The organism is Erysipelothrix inopinata (assembly GCF_014396165.1).
Lineage (GTDB): Bacteria > Bacillota_I > Bacilli_A > Erysipelotrichales > Erysipelotrichaceae > Erysipelothrix > Erysipelothrix inopinata.
The window spans coordinates 942,784-965,511 of sequence record NZ_CP060715.1 but is presented as its reverse complement, the minus strand read 5'-3'; the positions used below and the strand labels follow the sequence as shown (position 1 = coordinate 965,511).

Sequence of the window (22,728 nt, the reverse complement as noted above, 5' to 3'; positions counted from 1 at the left end):
CCGATATTCATCGGACCTTTTTTTTAGAATTTAACTGTAATTGCTGTATCAAGAGCTACTTCCATCATCTTTGTGAATGAGAGTTGTCTTTCTTCAGCTGTAGTAACATCATCTGTAACAAATGAATCTGAAATTGTTAGAACACATGCAGCATGTTTTCCAAGTTTCTTAGCATTTGCAAAGAGTGCGTATGATTCCATTTCAACACAAGTTACTTGGTGATTTTTAACAAGTTCTTGCCATGTAACGCCTGAGTCACGGTAGAATACATCACTTGAATGGATTCTTCCTTCTTGCATTGCAATGCCTAATTTCTTAGCACTTTCACGAAGTGATGCATTAAGCAATGCACTTGGTTCAAGTGTATCTTCTTCATATCCGAAAGCAACTTTCGCAAATGAAGACTCGCTATATGCGCTATCCGCTAAGATAACATCATAGACATTGAGTTCCTTAACATAAGATCCAGCTGAACCAATACGAATGATTGCTTCAACTCCAAATTGTGTATAGAGTTCATATGAATAGATACCAATACTTGGTTGTCCCATACCTGAACCCATTACAGAAACTTCAACGCCATTATAGGTACCTGTGTATCCGAACATGTTACGGACTTCATTAAATTGCTTTACATCTTTTAAGAATGTTTCCGCAATAAATTTAGCACGTAGTGGATCTCCAGGCATTAAGACAACTTTTGCAATTTGTCCTTTTTCTGCATTAATATGTGGTGTAGCCATGTAACTAATTCCTCCTCAGTTATAGTTTGATTATACCATGAAACAAATAAGTTTTAATCCTTCTTCTGAGTCTAATACCATTAATTACATAAAAGCAGCTTCATTAGTGGCTGCTTTCACCTTTATCTTGATTGAAATTCCTTTTGTAGGATTCCCATATTATGGATATCTTGCCAGGATCCTTCACGATATATTCCTTCGCGCATAGTGCCTTCATGTACGAATCCTAAACGCTCATATAAAGCAATTGCTCGTTTATTAGAAGAAAAGACGTTGAGATATAAACGGTGAAGATTTAGTTCATTGAATGAATAATTCATCAGTAATGATAAAGCTTCATTTCCAAATCCCTTTCCCCAATAATCTTTATTACCAATGTCGATGATACATTCTGCTGAACGGTTTTTTGTATCAATGTTAATGAGCGATACAATTCCCATGACATCTTGTGTTTCTCGATTCACAATCATATATCCTTTTGATGATGGTTCTCCGATGATGAAGCTAATAAACCCATCCACTTCTTCTCGAGTAGCAAGATCAAAATTAGGATTTGTATGTTTCATGACATCATAATCATTTTTCCAGTTGAAATAAATTTCACTATCACTTGGTTGGACTTTTCTTAATTCTATTCTATCTGTTTTAAACATTTATTCTCCTTTTAATGGTTTAAGTAATGCCTCTATTAGAAACTGCGAAACTCTATTAAAATCTTTCTCACTCATTGGTTTAAGGTGAGTATACAACATGACTCCATTCATCGATGCAATCATGAAAGAAACATAATTCTTTAAATCTAAATTTCCGTCGATTTCATTTCTATTGAGTGCTTCTTTTAATATATTCAGTAACGTCTCCTCAAGATAAGCTTCTCTATTTTGGAGATACTCATTGTTATGCGCTGTGAGGAACTCTGACTTGGCCTTGGTCAGTGAATGATGTTGCATTCGCTCATTTGAAATGATCGTCAAAATCCATTGTTCAAATTGAGAGAGTATAGATTGAGACGTATCAAAAGCAGATAGTTCTTCAATGATTCTTTGATCATCATATTCCAAAACACTTACAAATAAATCCTCAACACTACCGAAATGAGCATAGAGTCCTCCACGGGAAAGACCTGTATATTCCATTATCATTTTCATGGTGACATTGGCATATCCATTCTCCGAAAATACGGGGTAAGCCATTTTGATAATATCGTCAGAACGTCGCTTTTGGTATGTACTTTTCATAATTCCTCCTAATTATTTAGACATCGATGTCTAAATAAAGTATAACATCCTCTTAAATAATTACAATAAAAATACTCATTTCAGATATTTATACACATTTCAATTATGAAACTTTCATTGAATACACAACGTTAGTTGTATTAGTATGTGAAATCCCCTATACTTTCGCTTGTTGACAACCATTGGTTGTAGAAGGGGATATTATGAATAAAATCAAAGTTTTAATAATGTTGGTTTTATCACTGACATTAAGTATTTCTATTTACCCTCCTGTACATGCAGATACAGAAGTGACTGATTTAAACACACCGTACGACATTAGAGCACTCTTTCCAAATAAGAGTATTGAAAGAGCCGTTCGGCAAGAACTGTCTTTATCATCAGATGAAACTGTTGTGACACAAGAACAATTAGATGCGATTGATTCATTGTTCATCCGTGAAAACAACACTCAGATTCAATCATTTAAAGAATTCAGTTCATTAAAGAATCTGGAATTACTCGTTCTTAGAGGTTCCTCTGACATCAAGGACTTTCAGTCTATTGATTCACTTCCTAAGTTAAATGACTTAGTATTAACCGAACCTGACCTCGTTTCTTATGCAGGGATTGAAAAAGGATCTTTAAGATCTCTTGAAGTAATTGCACCCAATCCTCGAATATTAGATCTCGGTGAATCGATGTTAGAACCTATCAGTAAAACAAACATCACACGTTTGACTTTAAACAATGCAGGGATTGAAAACAAACATATTAATACACTTAAAAATAATCAATCTCTCTCAAGTATTAACGTGTCAAATTTACAACCTCGAGATGTAAACTCTGTAGGGAGTCCACTTAAAGATCGACTCGTAGTTCAAGGGAATGAGACAATGGCTAATAAAATCACTGCCTTTGAACCCTTTACTGTATTCACTCGATTAACTTCCTTGAACTTAATTGATAATCCCGTCAAAGATTTGACAGGACTTGATACTTTAACAAATCCGTATGTTTCTCTAGACATTAATGCCGAAGGTCATAATTCAAATCAATTCAATCCTAACCTTCCTCAAATCTCAGACTTTAGTTCTGTCGTATTGGATAACGGTTCAGGTATTGGATTTGTATTACATCATGCCTATAAAATTCAGCAAAACCCAATGCTCACTTACGATGAAACGACTGATGAAATTGTTTTAAACCTCGATTATATTACAGCTCCAAAATCCTATGACCCTAAAACTAAGACCATGAAGAACGCACTTATTGCGCCTGAAAGAGTTGAAAGTTCAAAAAGTGATACGAACCCTTTAGGGGACTATAGTCCAAAAAATCAACGATATACATATGATGAAAATTATTCACTTAAATCCATTCGTTGGAATCGTGAAGACTTGATTGATGTTCTTGAAAAAGATACACCCAAGAAATTACAAACGCTTCATTTCAGATTTTATGATGATGGTAGTCCCTATGGACAACAAGCATTTCAAATTCTTATTTTCGCAACATTGCCAGAAATGAATGGTAGTGATGTTACTGTTCATTACGTTGACAATAACGATAATCCAATTGCAGATTCAATCACACTATCTGGCCATAACAAATTAGGACAGGATTATACGACTTTAAAACAAACATTCGAGTTCTATGACTTTATATCTGCAACAAGCAATACACGTGGTGTCTTCACAAAAGAGCCACAGGAAGTCATTTACAAATATCAACGTAAAGATGCTGCCCCTGTTATTGTGAATCACTTTGACACGGCGGGTGAACCTCTTGCTGAAAGTAGCATGTTAGACGGAAGTGGGAAATACGGATTAAGTTATTCAACCCACGCTGTTGATATTGAATCCTATGACTTAATAGAAACACCTACTAATGCTACAGGTACCTTTACTCAAGAAATTCAATTTGTAAACTATATCTATGCACGTAAAAATTCAGGCGATGTCATTGTAAACCATGTTGATACAGATGGTATCAAATTAGTAGATAGTGATTTACTATCTGGCGAATCAAAACTTGGTTTACCTTACGCTACAACATCACATGATATTAAAAATTATGAACTTAAAGAGACTCCAAATAACGCGAATGGAATCTTCTCTTTAGAAACTCAGTCAGTGACGTATGTCTATTCACGTAAAAACGCTGGAAATATATCAGTAAACCACGTAGATGAACTGGGTAATAAATTAGCCGATTCTGAAACAATTGATGGTACTCATCAATTAGGAAAACCATATACTACAAGTTCTGCTTCAATCACTAACTATGAACTCTTAAGGACACCTGATAATGCAACGGGTACATTTACTGCCGAAGAACAGATCGTAACGTATACTTACAAACGTAAAAACGCCGGAAATATCGTAGTGGAACATGTTGATACACAAGGAAATACGCTCGCAACTACAGTTGTTTTAGAAGGAAACAATAAACTTGGATTACCTTTTAAAACTGAAAGTGTTTCAATAAAATACTTTGAATTAACCACAGTGCCAAGCAATGCCTCTGGAACTTATACCGAAAATGATCAAACAGTAACTTATATTTATAAACGCAAAAATGCAGGAAATGTTATTGTGAAGCATCTTGATGATGAAGGTAACGAAATTATCAAACCTGAATTCATCAGTGGCCTTAACAAATATGGATTACCCTATGAAACTGAGGCAATGAATAGCGAAGACTATGACTTTGTTTCTGTTACAGACAATGCCAAAGGATTGTTCACATTAGAAGATCAAGTTGTTATCTATACGTATTCTCAACCGGTGGTTTTAGGGGTTAAGAAGAAACCTAAAGAACAAATTAAAAAACCATTAATTTCAAAAGAAACACCAGCAGAAGTAACAACCCATGTTTTACCAGCAACAGGAGTCGCTCCGTCCTACATTGGATTTGGTTCTGTACTCCTTGGTTCAATGTTAATTGTTGTGAAATTAATGAAACGAAAAGAAAACTAAACCATATCAAAAGGCAGCTATCATGATGATAACTGCCTTTATTTATGATTAATTATTTACGCTTTGGATCGTAAACTTCACCATAGTATGATGCTTTTAGAATGTCTCGCATATCTTTTACAAGAGGTAAACGAGGGTTACATGGTGAACATTGGTCTTCATAAGCAAGGTATGCTACTTCTTCTTCATATTTGAAGAATTCTTTTTCGGCAATACCATTGTCTTTAAAGTTCATTGTGACACCACAACGTACAGCGAGGTCGTAGCATGCTTGAGCATAGCTTTCAACACCTTCTTCAACTGTATCTGCTTTAAGCCCTAGGATACGTGCAAGTTCTGCATATCTTTGGTCTGCACGATACACATTGTATTTTGGCCATAGTGATGGTTTTTCAGGTTGTGTACCATTATAACGAATTACGTTTGGCATTAAGATAGCATTGATACGTCCGTGAGGAATTACATGCCAACGTCCACCAATTTTATGAGCTAATGAGTGGTTCATACCAAGGAATGCATTACCAAATGCCATCCCTGCCATTGTTGAAGCATTATGCATTTTTTCACGTGCTTCTAAATCATTTCTACCATCTTTAACACAACGTTCGAGATATTCGAAGACAATTTTAATTGCTTGGATACAAAGTCCGTCTGTATAGTCGTTTGCAAAGTTAGATACAAATGCTTCAGTTGCATGTGTTAATACATCAAGTCCTGTATCTGCAGTAACTGTTGCAGGAAGATTTGTTGTGAAGATTGGGTCAACAATTGCAACATTAGGAACCATTGAGTAGTCAGCAAGTGGGTATTTCTTATTTGCTTTCTTATCTGTGATAACAGCAAATGGCGTTACCTCACTACCTGTTCCTGATGTCGTTGGAATACATACAAGTTGTGCTTTTTCTCCAAGATCAGGATATTTGAATGCACGTTTACGGATATCGATAAATTTTTGTTTTAAGTCGTTAAAGTCTACATCTGGATGTTCGTAGAAGATCCACATTCCTTTAGCAGCATCCATTGGTGAACCACCACCTAATGCGATGATTGTATCAGGTTGGAATGCTTTCATCATTTCAACACCTTTTTCAACTGTTTCGATTGATGGATCTGGTTCAACATCAGCAAACAACTTGATATCGACACGGTTTGCACGAAGATTTAATTGATCACATACAAGTTTGTAGAAACCTAAATCAACCATTGCTTGGTCAGTAACAACAAATACTTTTTGTACATCTCTCATTGATTTTAAATAACGGATTGAGTTTCTTTCGAAATAAATTCTTTGAGGTACTTTGAACCATTGCATATTGTTATTACGTCTCCCTATCTTTTTGATGTTAAGTAAGTGAACTGCACCAACATTATCGCCAACTGAGTTGTGACCGTATGATCCACAACCAAGTGTTAAGGAAGGAATAAAATCATTATAAACGTTACCAATACCACCAAATGTTGAAGGTGAATTCCAGATAATACGGATTGCTGGAACTGCTTCCCCGAAGCGTTCTGATATTTCTTTTGATTTTGTATGAATTGCAGCTGAGTGACCAAGTCCATTAAACTCAACCATTTGACGTGCGTAATCAATACCTTGTTCTGTGCTGTCAGATTTGAGGAAAGCAAGAACTGGTGATAATTTTTCACGTGTTAACACTTCCTTAGGTCCTACTTGCGCGCATTCAACTGCGAGAATAATTGTATTTGCAGGAACTTTAACTCCAGATTGTTCTGCAATCCATGTAGCATCTTTACCAACTACGTTTGGATTTAGTACTGCTTCTGCATAGTTTTTATCTGTTGATGCGACACCAAACATGAATTTTTCAATTTTTTTCTTGTCTGTTGCATTCGCAAAGTAAACACCGTATTTTTTGAATTTTTCGATTGCTTCATCGTAGATTTCTTTATCGATGATAACTGCTTGTTCTGAAGCACAAATCATACCGTTATCAAATCCTTTTGAAAGCGCGATATCATTAACTGCTTGATCAAGATCAGCTGTTTTTTCAATATATGCAGGAACGTTACCAGCTCCAACACCAAGTGCTGGCTTACCACATGAGTATGCTGCACGCACCATTGCGTTACCACCTGTTGCAAGAATTGTTGCAACACCTGGATGATTCATTAATTCATCAGTTTTTTCTTTTGATCCACGTTCGATCCATTGAATACAGTTTTTAGGAGCACCCGCTGCAACTGCTGCATCGCGAATTACACGTGCTGCCTCAACACTACATTTTTGTGCAGATGGGTGGAATGAGAAGATAATTGGATTTCTCGTTTTTAAAGCAATTAATGATTTAAACATTGCAGTAGATGTTGGGTTTGTAACTGGTGTAATACCACATATAACACCAACTGGATCCGCAATTTGAGTAATACCTGTAACTTCGTCGTCACTTACAACTCCTACAGTTTTAAGATGACGCATATGGTTAATAACATGTTCACACGCAAACATATTTTTGGTTGCTTTATCTTCGAAGACACCACGACCCGTTTCTTCAATAGCTAAAGCTGCAAGATTACCATGTTGATCTACCCCTGCAACACTTGCCTTTGCGACAATGAAATCAATTTGTTCTTGATTTAATGTTAGATACTCTTGTAATGCTTCCTGCGCATTTGCAACTAAGACATTTACTTCGTTATCGATTGTTTCTTTTTTCTCTGACATAACTTCCTCCTTGTTATTTCTTTCACAGGTATATCGTAGTCTATATGCGATATTTTGCACATGATTTTCAATACTTTTCTACGAATTTTAGGTATAAAAAAATGCAAGCGAATTAGTGAAACGCTTACATTGTGAAATTATTAACATATTGTGTTAATTATGACTTCGCATCGAATCGATGAGAGCATTTTGGACACGTTACTGTGATCTTCCCTTTACGACGTGGTACACGCATTGTCGCACCACAGTTTGGACATTTCAAATATTTATATTTAGGGAAATCAACAATTCTATTTTTAATAGCTCTTACTTTATTCCGAACTTTGTTATAGATTAAGAGATATTTTTGGTTCTCTTGGTAACGACGATTTATATTTCTAGAGAGCATACGATAGTAAGATAACACTAAAGGAATCAACCACAAAATAAATAAATATTGATTACCCGTCATTAATGATACGACTGTCGCAATAATCGCCATCGCAATCGTAAAGTTCATTAAAAACTTATTCAACATATCGACGCCATAACGTCCTCTCATAAACTCAGTTAGTTTTTGTCTCATAGATAAGATACCGTATATTCATAACTTTCTTGTTGTTCAGGCGCTAGTTTCTTAATAGATAGTTTATTTCTAAAATCACCGTACTCATCAAAGCTGTCGGTAATTCCCATCCAAGGTTCTATACATACAAATGGTGCAAGAATTCCATCAGTCACAGGCATCCAAAGTCCAACATAGTCAAATCCAGGACACGCTAATCGCGTTACTTCACCGTTATCGCGGTTAATTAAAGATACTGCATCGATATTATCATAAATAATGGCATCGTTTTGAAGATTTTCAACATTAACTTCCACTGGTTTCACAGCAATTATTTCACTGTTTGCAACCAATCCTTGTTTAAGACTGAACTCTCGAACATCTCCACGTGTTTCAAATTCAAACTCATAGTGATCGCCATTTAAATTAAACGCTGGATGCGCTCCGATACTATAGTACATTTCTTGTGTATCACAGTTCTCCACTTTCCACGTAACTGAAACTGTCTTTTCCACTAGGGTATACGTGATTGTAACACGATGTTCAAATGGATAAACATCTTTCATTTTATCAAGACTTTCGTAGATAAAACTTACTTGATTCTCACTACTAGATTCCAATTCGAATTTTTGATCACGCAAAAATCCATGTTGAGATAAGTTATAATCCTTTTCATCGAAGGTATAGCTACCACCTTTAACTTGGCCTACAATTGGAAATAATACTGGTGATGTTCTCCCCCAGTATTTTGCATCTGCATGCCACATTCTTTCAATTCTTCTACTCTTATCAAATACTGAACGTATTTCAGCACCATCTAGTGCAATTGTTACTTTTAAATAGTCATTTTCTAAATTAATCATTAGACACCTCGCATTAACCTATTTATTATACCACGAGTGCTTGGAGCGGTTCTTCCAAAAACACTTCAAGTGGTAATGTATTATACTGTTTTTTTATTATTTCAATGTAAGTTTCATCCATTTCTGCAGAATAGACTACCGTTACAATTTCATGACTGACACGATTGTAGATTATATATGGAACAACTTCGTCCTTAATACTTAAATTTAAATCCTGAACATTCTTAATAATATTAATAAGTAAAATATCTTGTTCAACATTTAATATTGAACGGTTCATTTTCAGATGATTTTTAATCATTAGCATTGTATCATCTTGGAAACGACGAACATTTTTGAACTCATAAAACTTAGAAAAAACAATCGGTCTATCAAACGATTTCAATTGTGTATAAGAACTAAACATATCATAGAGTTCTTGATGTTCAATACAATAATCATCCAAGTCACTTTCTGCAGTTGCTTCGAAGAGGTACTCATCCTTTTCCAATATGAAGTACGGATCCAGCATATCATTGAAGTGAAGCATTTCAATTCGAGAATCATGGAAATGGCGACTTTCATGAAGCTGATTTCGATACAATTTTTGATTTAAAAACATTCGTTTCATCAGTGATGATTCATTTTTGAATTCAGTGGTCATCGTAATATACGCTTGTGTCTTTGGATGGCTGTGAATCATTTGTGCGAAAGATGAAGTGTTAGGATCTAAATGATCTGCAACACTGTAGTTCGTATCTACATACGAACTTTCTTCACCATCTTCTTCAATCACTTTATCAAAGGAAATCATTTGTTGAGCATGCGCCAATACATACGCTCCGGTTACTAAGTCAACATCTCCCGTATTCAGTCCAATTACACAGTCAAACTCATGGTCAGTTTCATTGACGTGATCCCATGATCTAAACGTAATTGGGAATCTCATCTGAACACTTTCCTCATTTGTCTCATCAATATTTTTCATCGTCATATAATAATGATGAAGATGGTAGTCAATCAATTTTTCTCCCAAACTCGCAAGTTTTTCATTTAGAAGTTCCGGTTTTAATGATTCGATATTATATCGAATTTGATCTATTTTTTCTAATAATTCTGCGAGGATTGCTTGATAAAACATATTTTGTAATCGGAGTACAATGTGCTGATATGATATCTGTTCATCCATGAGATCCAATCCAAATCGATGTTTTAAACTTTTTCGATATTCATGTGAAAACTCTTCTGTTTCAACTTTCATTTCCACAAGTTCATCAATTAAGTCTAAAATTAAAGATGACTCAACTTTATTTAGGATAATCTCATTGTTGTACATGAGATACTGATCTTTATTGAAATTTTTAAAGTATTGATATTCAGTTTGTATATCAAAAAATAATTTTTCATAAGTATCTAATTCAAGTTCGTAATCTTTCATGATTTCAATTTGATTCAAATTATGGCGATAGTCTGCTTCTGTATGACGATATGAATCTTCATCAAACACATCATAAGTTGGATTTTTTCGAGACTTAATATTTTCTTGGCATGCATCAAAAAGGTCTGTAACTTCCGATTCATCATAATAAATTAGGGAATCATAATCATACCGTTTCAGTAAATCGTAAGCTTTCGTTAAGCTCAAGGTATCACCAAACACAGTTACTTGTCTTTGATCAATTACAGCATTCATAATCATTGATAGTAATGTGGATTCGTAATTTGTAGCGATAGGAACATGAACTTGCGATAAACGACTCGTCAATGCATAGTCAAGGCTTTCTTTGATTCCAAATGAGTATCCACCCAAATAGTACATTAATTTGTCTTTTTCAGGGAGTTCAAGAACCCCTGTGCGATCTAAAAGAGCATAAGCAGCCGTGTCGGTTGGAAGGCAATTCATCGTTGTGAATTTTGAAGCAAGCGGGTGGTTTGTTTTTTGAGCATAAACATTCCAAGCGGACCATGCAGTTGTCTTATCTCCAAATGGTTCTGAACCATCAACAATACGCACAAGTTCAAAATCTTGGATTAAAAACAAGTTATCACTTCCATCTTTGAAATACAGTTTGGCATAATGATTTTCATAGTAACAAACAGACTCTACATTATAAAAAACTTCATTGTGAATGATCACCGCTTCATAAGTTAAATCCTTTTTCTCAATACATGCGTTAAGTTGGACATCTTTGCGAGAACGAATAAAACTTTCTTCTTTTCCTTTTAGTTTAATTTCATATTCTTTTTTATTTTTAGCAGGTTGCAACGATTCGATTTGATCCGTTGCATCCCGGCCTTTTATTAATACTAGTGTTTCGTATTTATTAATCATAATTCTTAACACCTCACATGGAATAGTCTATCAAGGAAAGCCACTGAATTCCACAAAAAAAGAAGGTTTGACCCCTCTTCACATAAACTAATATGTTTCACTTTTCACATGAACATGTGGATTACTGGAAATAAGTTTAGAAACTGGGCAACGGTGGTGTGCTAAATCGGCATAATAGTCAGTATCTTCGAGGCTCATTCCATCAATTGCGACCGTTGCAATCATTTCAAAATAATAGCCGACACCTTCCTTCATTAAGTTAACTTCAACAGAAACTTTACTATCCGTATCAAGCCCTTTTGCATTAAGAATTTGTTTGAGGGTCATGTTAAAGCACGTTGCCCAAGCGATTCCAATTGTTTGTTCAGGATTTGATCCACTTGTGTCACGTAAAGGCGAGGTCATTTTCAATTCCATACCTCCTTCAATTCGTGTCGTATCTCTTATTTTTGTATCATTTACAGCTGTTGTCGTATATTTCTTTTCCATAAATAGTGCCACCTTCCTTGGCACTATTATATCAAAGACGTTAAAATTCGAAATGATTATGCTTGATTTCATTAGTTAACATAGTAATGCAATCATCTAATAATTATTGACACTATTTTCATTTTATTAGTTAGTGAATTGTTTAATATTCATTAATAATGTATAGCCTTACATCCTTTTTTAAACAATAATATTTTCATCATTTTTTTAGAGAAATCGTCAATTTCAAACCCTTCACAAACACCATAATTGACACTCAAACTTTAATAATACGCACTTATACAGCGCTATTCGTCTTCATTTACGAGTGATAATTAATTATCGTCAATAATAATAAATCTTTCTCATTAGTGATAATAAAAATACTTGTGTATAAACCATGCATTTTTAACAAAGTTCGCTTATAATGGTCGTGGAATAAGAGAGGTGATTCCCCTTGATTACGTTTCAAAATGTATCGAAAACCTACCACGATACTAAACATTCAAAAGTAGCATTATCGGATATTTCTTTTCATATTGAAAAATCTGAAATATTTGGAATAATTGGCGAGAGTGGTGCAGGGAAAAGCACAACCCTTAAATTACTCAATGCTCTTGAACTTCCAAGTTCTGGGCAAATTATACTTGATGGCACTAATTTAAGAACACTTTCAAAGAAACAATTAACAGATACTCGCAAAACTATTGGCGTTATCTTCCAAAATATCAATCTTTTAAAGAACAAGACTGTTTATGATAATGTTGCCTTACCCCTCAAAATAAGAGGCAAAGTAAGTAAAGAGGATGTTGAAGCGGCATTAAAGTTTGTAAACATGTTTGATCACGCCCATAAGTATCCAAGACAACTGAGTGGCGGTGAAAAACAACGTGTTGCGATTGCTCGTGCTTTAGTTACAAAACCGGATATTCTAATTTGTGATGAACCAACATCGGCACTTGACCAACATACGACTTTTGAAATTCTTGAAGTACTCAAACAAATTAACCAAGAATTTCAAACTACCATTGTCATCGTGACACATGAATTGAGTGTTGCGAAGGCCTTATGTAATCGAGTCGCGATTTTAGAAAAAGGGAACCTTATTGATGTCATATCTGTCAATAATACAAAACCCAAGTCCACAAGTACGAGTTATTCTGATTGGGCTAAGGAGGTCTTAGAACAATGAATGATTTCATCTTGCATATCAGTCAACATCAAGCAGAAATCGTGAAGGGGTTCTCTGAAACATTTTTTCTCCTTGGTATTTCTTTACTCTTTGCAATTCTTATCGGACTTCCTGTGGGTACTCTAATTTACCTAACACGAAAAGACGGACCTTTAGAAAACAAATTTATTTCTGTCATACTGAATGGATACGTCAACATTGTACGTTCATTTCCATTTTTACTCCTTATTGTTTTCTTAGTTCCGTTTACCCGATGGCTCATGGGCGTGTCTTTAGGAACTGCTGCAGCCTCAGTACCTATGGCCGTTGTATCTATCGCAATCTATGCTCGATTTGTAGAACAAGCCCTGCTCGATGTTCCCCAAGATATCGTAGATACTGCTCAATCCTTAGGCGCGAATATTTATCAACTTGTTTTCTACTTTTTATTCGTAGAAGCACGTTCTGGATTAATTCTTGGACTCACCTCATCTTTAATTAGTTTTGTTTCTTATTCTACCGTAATGGGAGTTGTAGGTGGTGGTGGTATTGGTGATTTTGCCATGCGATATGGTTACCAGAAATACGATTACCCTCTCATGTACTTTACCATTATATTAATGATTATCTTAGTTCAACTTGTACAAGTTCTTGGAAGTACAATTGCACGCAAGATTGACCATCGATAAAGGAGAAGATGATGAAAAAAATAGCAATCATAGTTACTACATTATTAGTTTTAGCAGGATGTTCAACACCTAAAGCAACTGCAGATACAAAAATCAGAGTTGCATCACATGTTGAACCAATGACAACCGTCGTAGAAATTGCGAAAGAAGAACTTGCGAAAGAAGGTTATGAGCTTGAACTTGTTCCAGTATCTGATAATACTGCAGCAAACACAGCACTTCAAAACAAAGAAATTGATGCAAACTTTTTCCAAAACGTTCCTTACATGCAAGTTTACAACGAAGGTAACGACGCTAACCTTGTAGGTATTACAGCTGTATATGACGCGAAAGTGGGATTTTACTCAAAAACAGTTTCTGATCTCAAAGATCTTCCTGACAATGCAAAAATCGCAATTCCTAATGACGCTCCAAACCAAGCACGTGCTTTAGAAATATTGAGAGCTGAAGGTATTGTGGAAATTGACCGAGAAACAAATCACGATGCTTCACTTAAAGACCTAAAACCTAATAACTACCAATGGGTTGAAGTAGCACTTCTTACTTTGAATCAAGCATATGAAGAAGTGGATCTTGTATTTAACTACCCTACTTACATCAAGAGCGTTGGTTTAACACCCAAAGATGCTTTAGCACTTGAAAAATCAGATGGTCACTATGCAATTACACTCGTTGCTCGTGAAGATAATAAAGATGAAGAAAAGATTCAAAAATTAAAGGAAGCAATGAATAGCGAAGCTGTTCGTAAGTTCCTAACAGAAAAGAATAGTGAAACACTCGTTCCATCATTCTAGTTACATTAAAAACAATCAGAAATTCTGATTGTTTTTTTTCTATAACTCAAAAGTTCGAACTTTAAGATTTTCTAGGAAATAACGATCATGGCTGACAACTATGATTGTTCCTCCATAGTGTTGTAAGACATCTTCGAGTTTTTCACTACTTTGGATATCAAGATGATTAGTTGGTTCATCAAGAATGATGCACTGGCATTCCATTAACATCAACTCCAATAATTTTAAGCGAACACGCTCTCCACCACTTAAAACCGTTAGCGGTTTATACACAACATCATGATAAAAGCCAAACTGCACCAAAGTTCTCCGTGCTTGTTCTTCCTGCATTGTGCATGTTTTCATAACATAATTTAAAAGTCGGTCTGACTCATTCTCAAATTCAATAATTTGCGGAATGATTCCGAATTTAATACTTTCGCCACATTTAAGCGTACCACCTAGTGGCTCAATATCCCCCGTGATTGTCTTAATCAGTGTCGATTTACCCTTGCCGTTATGTGCAGAAATTGCGAAATGTTCTTGAGATAACACTTCAAAATTAAGAGGGTTTGTAAGTGGCGTATCGTAACCGATAAGTAAATCATGACCACTCACAATTCTTTTACTACTTTTAGATGGTGTTTTAAAATCAAAGTTGAGCTGATTTTTAAGTTCGACTGGTTTCGGTAATGTTTCAAGACGCTCAATTCTCTTTTCAAGTGCTTTAGCACGCTTAAAGAAATCAGGGTTGTCAGATTCATGTCCCCATTGGCGATACCTTCTAATAGCCAATCTTAATCTTTTTATTTCTTGTTGTTGAATCTCATAGTCTTCAACGAGTTGAATAAAACGTTGTTTCTTTTGTTCTCTGTAAGAATGGTAATCTCCGTGATAGCAAATACTAATTCCGTCTTCCACTTCATAGAATACATCGACGGTATTCAGTAAAAACTTTCGGTCATGCGATACGATAATTAGCGTTTTATTTGAATTTCTACAATAACTTTCCAACCATTCAATACCAGCTAGGTCAAGATGATTGGTGGGTTCATCCAAGCATAATACTTCACAATCCTCAAGTAGCAACTTAACCAGTGCTATTCTGGTTTTTTGCCCACCACTCAAAGTGTCGTAAGCTTGATCAAGAAATGGATAAACGCCCAGTCCTTTAGCATAAGATTCCAACTTATTTTCAAATACGTATCCGTCTATATCACTAAAGCGATCCATGAGCTTCGCATATCTCTCACCCAATTCCTCTGTATAATTCTCTGACATTAATAACTCTATCTCTTTGAGACTTTTCGAAAGATACTGGTATGTTTCAAAATCTTTGAGTATGTAGCTTCTTGCATCCTTATCATACTGAGAGAATTGTTGATCCATATATCCAATTTCCATTTCTTTAGGAATGATAACGTGTCCTGATTGGTAGTTTTCAATTCCTGCTAATATTTTCATCAAGGTAGACTTACCACTACCATTTTCTCCAACGATAGCACAATGTGAACCCTTTACGATTTCCATTGATAACTCATCTAGAACTGCTTCATCAGCATATATTTTCACTAAATCTTTAATTATTATTTTCATAATTCCTCCTATATACTTGAAGGAATAAAAAAACCTAGCGTAAAAGCCAGGTCGGGATACAATTTGACATTGGTTTTTTTACGATTCCTTCAATTTTTTTGACACTTATCCCATGTTGAAAGAATTGATGTAAAAATAATTGCACGACAAAAAGCATCAAAGTGATGAACATTTGTAACATATTGTTGTTTCTCATCGGCAAATTTAACCAAGGTCAAACACCTCCCTTACTAAGACGCATTATAACAAGCTTTATTTTAAATCGCAATATTTTAGCTTAAATAAAAAGACCCCTTGGGATCTTTTTACCTTCATTGAAAGACACGAGTCCAAAGAAAAAACCCGAACGTAAAAACACTTACGTTGGGTCTTGCCTTCTTCAGTAACAATCCACTGACTCGTTACCCATAGTCTACTTCTTGTACTGTGAATTGTCAATGCACACTATCGGTGTGACCATACTTTACGAATTTTAAATCTCAGTACAATTAAAATGACCCCTAAAGTTATATAGCTAATACCAACATAAATTCCGTAGCTAGCAATACCAGTCGTTGGTAATTTCCCCTCTTTGTCTTGATCAGTTGATATTTTTTCTGGAATTATTATCTCACCTGATGAATCCTCAGCAATTGGATTTTCTTCTGTTGGTCTTTCTTCTGTTGGTTTCTCTTCTCCCTCAATCTGTAATGCCCATTTTGCGAACAATGTCTGATTTTGATTTACTTTTTCATCAAAATTCCAAAGGGCCTCATTCTCTACATCAAGATACCACCCCATAAAAAGATACCCATTTCTTTCTGGATCCGTGGGTTTAGTAACTGTCGTACCTCCTGCAACAGTTTCAATTTTTACTGTTTCACCATTCTCTGGATAGAAGGTAACCGTGTAATATACGACTTCCTTTTCCCATTTTGCATAAAGGGTGACATTGTCATTGACTGGTTTCTTATTATCCCACGGGATATTTCCGGCTTTATCAAGAGTCCATCCACTAAATGTATATCCATCTCTCACAGGCTCTTCTGGATACGCTAAAATAGTATTTTCTAAGACAATCTCGGTATGAATTAAATCATTATAGAGATAGTCAAAAGTTACGATGTAGTAAACATCTACTTTATTCCACTTAGCATAGAGTTTTAAATCATTAAAAACAGGTTCATCTAGCCATATTTCGGTAAGTTCCTCATCTTTATACCAATTCTCAAATTCATAATTATCTCGAGTCGGTGGTTCAGGTAATAGTAAAGTTTCTCCTGAACCAACATGTATACTTTGAATTTCCTTCCCCCCGTTAGTCACGAATTCTACTTCATATGTAATTCTTTCCCATTTAGCGTAAAGTGTCATTGAATCTGTAATTGGCGCGCTAAAGTCCCACGAAATAGTTAATAAATCATCTTGATACCAACCATCAAATTTATATCCATCTTTGACCGGTTCTTTGGGCTCCTTGACCGGTTTACCTTCATTAACTTTTACGCTTTTGATATTGCTTCCACCATTCGTTTCAAATTCAATCGTATGAGTAATAACAGACCACTTTGCATATAGAGTCTTATCCTCTGTAATAACGGTTTCAAAGTTCCATAAGTTTTTACCTTTTGTGTCAGTATACCATCCATCAAACTTATATCCTGGACGTGTTGGATCAATAGGTTTTTCAACTGGAGTATTCTCTAAGACTGATTTTGTTGTTGGGGGTTCATTTAGTTGAGTATCAAAAGTTACCGTGTAATAGACATCGATACGTTTCCATTTAGCATAAAGTACGGTATCTTCAACAACAGTATCGCTATTGAAATCCCACTGCGTTTGATAGCCATTGTCACGATACCACCCTTCAAACTCATACCCATCTTTTGTTGGTTTCCCTGGATCAGTTATCTTTGTCCCAACTTCTATTGTTTGAGCCTCAACTGGACTTCCACCATCTGTTTCGAATTTAACTTCAAAGGTTTCACTTTTCCATTTAGCATAGAGCGTTCGTTCTTCTCTAACTTCATCGAGATAGAATTCCCACTTTTCAGTGAGTTCTTTATCTGCATACCACCCTTGAAATATTGATCCATCTTTAGTGGGTTCAATAGGTTCGGGAATATAATTATTTTGCCCTTCAACGATGATAGAGGCCATGTCCGAGCCACCATTAGTCTCAAAATGAACTGGAATTTCCCACGCCGCATAAAAATCACGAACCTTATTGGGGTTAATCGCTGTCTTATGAACTTGCTCATCCTCCCAACGTCCCCCTAAATATACCCAATGACTGAATGCATATTTCTCGTGAGTAGGCTCTTCATAGATATCTGCTTGATATACTTTTCCACCTTGATAAGATACCGTGAGATTTTCACTGTTCCCATCGGAAAATTTTCCTCCTTCAGCATGAAAGTTGACCGGTATACGCATTAACTGACTGGCACTGTTTCCAAGCTCAATTTCTTCAGTAATACTAGGATCTACAGAATATACTTTTACATACGTAATTTTATCTGTCCACAAGTCCAGTGTTAATTTAATATTATACGTATTAGCTTCTTTATCTATTGTATAGTAATCATCTTTACGTATCATAACATCATCTTTATTGTAATATTCCAACTCAAGATGAACCCCTTCTGGGAGTGGTTCAATATTCTTCTTGTAGCGAATATTTCGATGAAAAATTGTTGCTGGCGACGATTCTTCAAATCGATTTATCCCAGCAAACAAGCGTGTATCATCTGCCTTTGTTGGTGTAACGAGAAATCCCGTTAGGATTAAAGAAAGTACTAAAAACAATTGGAGTATCCGAACCCTTTTTTTCATATTAAGTCTCCCTTCAAATAATTAGTTAAGATTCAAGAAATAACTTTTGCTTTCATCACTATTTTATTGTTTGTGTGCTATTGCCTCCTTTTCAATTTAATCTTTACAATAATTTTTAATCGCAAAGTTGATTCATATTACAATCATCTTTATTCGTATCGTATCATTTCTTATTTATAGCAATATGTACTTCCAATGAAATATTCACAAGCAGTTCTTAATTAACAGTGTTTTTTAATTTCCAAGATAAAAAAAAACGAAGTTTGTACTTCGTCTCTATATTGTTAGTTATCAATTAACTTTGAATTCTTTTTCGATTCTTTTAAGAGCGTTAATAATTATATCTTGTGGATACGCAAGGTTCATCCTAAAGAATCCCTTACCATTCGCACCAAATAGCTTGCCATGATCGCAATACACGTTGGACAATTTTTCCATCCTATCAACTAATTGTTCCTCATCAAGATTTAACTGATTAAAATCAATCCATTGCAGGTATGTTCCCTCCAATGGTAATACATGGATTTGTGGTAAATTAGTTTCAAAAAAAACCTTAACTAATTTATGATTTTCAAAAATATGTAAAATAAATGAATCCAACCAGTCCCCACACTCATTATATGCAATCTCGGTTGCTTTTAATCCAAATGCATTTACCGATAAGATTCCCGACTCCATGTGTCGGGCATAGTTTTCATATTTAGATCTTAGTTCGTCGTTCTCTATTATTACGATAGACGTACGCAACCCGGCTAAATTAAAGCTTTTACTTGTTGATGTCAGTAAAATTGTTCGCGCTTTGGCTTCTTCACTAAGAGTTGGTAGGCAAAGATGTTGGTGACCTGGCATAATCAAGTCATGATGAATTTCATCGTCAATAATTAGAATATTATATTTAACACACAGTTCTACAATTACTTCCAATTCTTCTCTCTTCCATACTTTTCCGATAGGATTATGTGGCGAACATAAAATAATTACCCTAACTTTATTTTGCTGGATTGCCTTCTCTAAAGAATTCTCATCCAAATTATATACACCATTTTCGTAGATAAGGTTAACTTCAGTAACATTTCGATTCAAAGATTCGATTATTCTTTTAAAAGGATAATAAACTGGAGATAAAATTAGTATACTATCTTGTTCTTTAGTAAAAGCTTGAATTGAATTTGAAATGGCCGGTAATACCCCAGGTGAATGAAGTATCGATTTTTCATCAAGTTCCCAATGATGTCTTCTAAAAAACCAACTTTTGACCGAATCATAGTACTTTTTTGTTGGAATTGTATACCCAAAAACCATTGTGTCCAAATAATTTTGAAGCCCTTCTCGTAGTTCTTTAGGATGTTCAAAATCGCAATCCGCCAAAGTAAATGGAATGATTCCCTCTTCTACTTTGGGGCATTGTTCAATAAATCGTTGCCATTTAACTGATCCATCATTACGCCGACAATTTATTGTGTTAAAACTGCTTTTCATAAACAACTCCTTTTCCTTAATTTGTTTGCACTGAACATAGCTAGCACATAAAGAATTAACGTCATCACGAAAGGATAAAATGGATTGAAATCATATATGAATCCAGAAATTAAAGATCCACCAATCATTCCTAACGCCTTCATTGCATTGTGCATGCCTAACATAACACCTTGATTCTCAGGTGTTGCGTAAGCAGCATTTCTGTCTTGCAAAATTGATACTTGGATTGTATCTAAAACCATAACAACGATTCCCAATACAATAAAAATGGTTGGATTAGATCGGTATAATCCGATAATTGTAAGAACTGAAGCTAATACTGCAAAGAGATAACTTAAATGCTTTTCTACATCATTTTTCCTTAAAATCATTAGCGTGATCGTAAAATTGAAAATTGTCGCAAATATACCAACAAGACCTTTGGTTATTCCATTAATTAATGGACTCATACCCAATGTATTTTGTAAGTAATAAGCATAGTTTTGTGTAAATGATGTTGATGCTAGCGATGCAAATAAAACCGTAGCAAAGAGTGAAATAACTAGTGGGCTGAGACTTGGTCCAATGTCTATGAATGATTGAACTGGGTTTGACTTATGTATAAGTTCCTTGTAGTTAGCCACTTTCACTACAGAATTTGGTTTAAGAAATATATAGTATAAAATTCCCGATAAGCTAAGTAGAATACATTGAAGTAGGAATGGAATAAAAATATTTATGTTCCCTAAGTATCCCCCTAAGAAATATCCAAAAGTTCCCATTACTGTAAATGTCGTAATTGTGATTGTTAAATTTCTGGATTTTTCTTCTGGAGGTGAGTGTAGAATAACATAATATGTTGCAGCGATGCTCATACATGATACAAATAAACCTGATACAAAGCGAGCCATCGTCATCACCAACGGATTCGTTGCTATTCCAAACATGCCTTGGCCAACAGCATAACCAATACCGCTAATCATTAGCAATTTTCTTGACTCAATATGATTACATATATTCCCCCAAAAGGGTGATAACAAAAAATTTGTTAGGGACATTGCTGCAAATACTACTCCGAACATATAATTAGGCATATTGCGGTATTCGATTAAATTCGGTGTTATTGGATGTGCTAAATTTGCCGCCACGGCTTCAAATCCATAGATAACAAATAGTACTACTACCGTACGATCACTAAATCGTTTCATTATCTCTCAACAACGACGACACGCTCTCCTTCTACAACAGTCTCGCATAGCGTCATATGAGGAGTGACTATCGTTAAGTCCGCATCATAACCTTCTTGAATTTTACCTTTGTGATCATCCATCCCTATATATCGAGCAGGATTTAAACTCGTGATTTTTGCTAATTCGGGATAAGTCATTGGAGTATGTCTCAACATGTTTTTAATTGAATCAATATATCCCATCTCCAACGTTCTCAATGAAGAATAGTCATCAATATTGATTCTTTCAACTTCACCACTGTCATGTTTCATTATAAATTCATTACCTTCACGAGAGAATGTAATTTTTCTGACATAATGATAGGATGGCTCTCTTCGATTTGCTAGTCCTGCGCAATCGGTTGTCATAAAAATACCATCTGCCCCTTTGATACGATATACAATATCAAATGCCTCATGTCTTACTGTCATTCCAGTTTGTTTTGCGAACTCACACATTAAGTCATCATAATATAGTGCTGTTCCTACCACACCTAGCTCACGATGATGAATTCCCTTCATGCCACTAAACATGTGGGTAACACCGCCAAGTCCGTATTCTTTAAGTTCAGAAATAACATCAAATGTAGCACCAGAGTGCCCAATAGATAATTGAATTCCATTCTCTTTGCAATACTTGATAACTTCTTTTGATCCATCCAATTCTGGAGCAATTGTCATAAGTTTTATCATTCGCGGTTCTACTTGGAGGTCGACAAAAGACTTCATCAAGCTTAAGTCCGGATTAATACAGTATTCTTCCTTCTGCATACCTTTATGTTCTTTATTCATAAATGGCCCCTCTAAATGGACTCCCATGAACTTAGAACCGTGAATTGGTTTTCCATATATTTCATTTGCTGCTTCTATATATCTATATGTTTCTTCCAAGGAATCCGTAACTGTAGTTGCTAAAAATCCAGTTACACCTTCCTTAGCTTGATCTTCTGCCATCAACACGATAGACTCTGGTGTCTTTTCAAACATATATGATCCCCGACCCCAACCATGTACATGAACATCAATAAAACCAGGCAAAATTATTTCATCAGTATAGTCTATAAAGGGTTCTTTGCACTCATTTGAAACACCTACAATCTTGCCATTAGATACTTTCAGAAACCCTTCAATGACTCCGCGAGGTGTGACAATATTTTTCGAATAATAAATCATAATTTCTCCTTTT

17 protein-coding genes are annotated in these 22,728 nt (G+C 35.2%); 4 read left to right on the top strand and 13 right to left on the bottom strand.

Translation table 11 applies throughout. From position 1 onward, the window contains the following. Positions 1-23: 23 nt before the first annotated feature. From deoD to H9L01_RS04685, 3 genes are all read right to left on the bottom strand, one after another. Positions 24-743 carry a purine-nucleoside phosphorylase gene (gene deoD / locus H9L01_RS04695; RefSeq protein WP_187534856.1) on the bottom strand — a complete coding sequence of 240 codons (720 nt, stop codon included), beginning with the start codon at positions 741-743 and terminating at the stop codon, positions 24-26. Between the two features lie 122 nt (positions 744-865). After that, the gene (locus H9L01_RS04690; RefSeq protein ID WP_187534855.1) at positions 866-1,396 is read right to left on the bottom strand and encodes a GNAT family N-acetyltransferase; all 531 of its coding nucleotides are present in this window, start codon (positions 1,394-1,396) and stop codon (positions 866-868) included. Continuing rightward, a complete protein-coding gene (locus tag H9L01_RS04685) occupies positions 1,397-1,981 on the bottom strand; it encodes a TetR/AcrR family transcriptional regulator (RefSeq protein ID WP_187534854.1) in 585 nt (194 codons plus the stop codon). 203 nt (positions 1,982-2,184) lie between these two features. On the opposite strand from H9L01_RS04685, the gene H9L01_RS04680 reads away from it, so the two are divergent. Next, positions 2,185-4,941, top strand: a complete 2,757-nt coding sequence (locus tag H9L01_RS04680; RefSeq protein ID WP_187534853.1) for a MucBP domain-containing protein — start codon at positions 2,185-2,187, stop codon at positions 4,939-4,941. Between the two features lie 52 nt (positions 4,942-4,993). Here the strand turns inward: H9L01_RS04680 and adhE are convergent, their stop codons facing one another. The 5 genes from adhE to H9L01_RS04655 all read right to left on the bottom strand — a co-directional run bounded on the left by adhE (position 4,994) and on the right by H9L01_RS04655 (position 11,834). Next, positions 4,994-7,627 (bottom strand): bifunctional acetaldehyde-CoA/alcohol dehydrogenase, encoded by a 2,634-nt coding sequence (adhE, locus tag H9L01_RS04675; protein ID WP_187534852.1) that lies wholly within the window; start codon positions 7,625-7,627, stop codon positions 4,994-4,996. Between the two features lie 157 nt (positions 7,628-7,784). Further along, positions 7,785-8,192: a zinc ribbon domain-containing protein gene (locus H9L01_RS04670; RefSeq protein WP_187534851.1), complete on the bottom strand. Its 408-nt coding sequence runs from the start codon at positions 8,190-8,192 to the stop codon at positions 7,785-7,787. After that, on the bottom strand, positions 8,189-9,034 hold the full coding sequence (locus tag H9L01_RS04665; RefSeq protein ID WP_187534850.1) for an aldose 1-epimerase family protein: 846 nt from the start codon (positions 9,032-9,034) through the stop codon (positions 8,189-8,191). Before H9L01_RS04665 ends, H9L01_RS04670 begins: the two co-directional genes overlap by 4 nt. A 25-nt stretch (positions 9,035-9,059) precedes the next feature. Then, complete coding sequence (locus H9L01_RS04660) at positions 9,060-11,345, bottom strand: hypothetical protein (protein ID WP_187534849.1); 2,286 nt, start codon at positions 11,343-11,345, stop codon at positions 9,060-9,062. Between the two features lie 87 nt (positions 11,346-11,432). Then, positions 11,433-11,834 (bottom strand): OsmC family protein, encoded by a 402-nt coding sequence (locus tag H9L01_RS04655; protein WP_187534848.1) that lies wholly within the window; start codon positions 11,832-11,834, stop codon positions 11,433-11,435. 436 nt (positions 11,835-12,270) lie between these two features. On the opposite strand from H9L01_RS04655, the gene H9L01_RS04650 reads away from it, so the two are divergent. Genes H9L01_RS04650 through H9L01_RS04640 form a run of 3 tightly spaced genes read left to right on the top strand, consistent with a single transcriptional unit; the run spans position 12,271 to position 14,467 of the window. Further along, a complete protein-coding gene (locus H9L01_RS04650; RefSeq protein ID WP_187534847.1) occupies positions 12,271-13,005 on the top strand; it encodes a methionine ABC transporter ATP-binding protein in 735 nt (244 codons plus the stop codon). Continuing rightward, positions 13,002-13,673, top strand: coding sequence for a methionine ABC transporter permease (locus H9L01_RS04645; RefSeq protein WP_187534846.1), 672 nt, complete (start codon positions 13,002-13,004; stop codon positions 13,671-13,673). The genes H9L01_RS04650 and H9L01_RS04645 overlap by 4 nt, the downstream gene beginning before the upstream one ends. An 11-nt stretch (positions 13,674-13,684) precedes the next feature. Continuing rightward, a complete protein-coding gene (locus H9L01_RS04640) occupies positions 13,685-14,467 on the top strand; it encodes a MetQ/NlpA family ABC transporter substrate-binding protein (protein ID WP_246449174.1) in 783 nt (260 codons plus the stop codon). Positions 14,468-14,506: 39 nt separating this feature from the next. On the opposite strand, the gene H9L01_RS04635 is transcribed toward H9L01_RS04640, so the two are convergent. The 5 genes from H9L01_RS04635 to nagA form a co-directional block, all read right to left on the bottom strand. Then, a complete protein-coding gene (locus H9L01_RS04635) occupies positions 14,507-16,042 on the bottom strand; it encodes an ABC-F family ATP-binding cassette domain-containing protein (RefSeq protein WP_187534844.1) in 1,536 nt (511 codons plus the stop codon). A 444-nt stretch (positions 16,043-16,486) separates the two neighbouring features. Then, positions 16,487-18,856, bottom strand: a complete 2,370-nt coding sequence (locus H9L01_RS04630; protein WP_187534843.1) for an InlB B-repeat-containing protein — start codon at positions 18,854-18,856, stop codon at positions 16,487-16,489. Between the two features lie 291 nt (positions 18,857-19,147). After that, positions 19,148-20,335: a MalY/PatB family protein gene (locus H9L01_RS04625; RefSeq protein WP_187534842.1), complete on the bottom strand. Its 1,188-nt coding sequence runs from the start codon at positions 20,333-20,335 to the stop codon at positions 19,148-19,150. Next, a complete protein-coding gene (locus tag H9L01_RS04620; RefSeq protein WP_187534841.1) occupies positions 20,332-21,522 on the bottom strand; it encodes an MFS transporter in 1,191 nt (396 codons plus the stop codon). Before H9L01_RS04620 ends, H9L01_RS04625 begins: the two co-directional genes overlap by 4 nt. Further along, a complete protein-coding gene (gene nagA / locus H9L01_RS04615) occupies positions 21,522-22,715 on the bottom strand; it encodes an N-acetylglucosamine-6-phosphate deacetylase (RefSeq protein WP_187534840.1) in 1,194 nt (397 codons plus the stop codon). Before nagA ends, H9L01_RS04620 begins: the two co-directional genes overlap by 1 nt. Positions 22,716-22,728 lie beyond the last annotated feature (13 nt).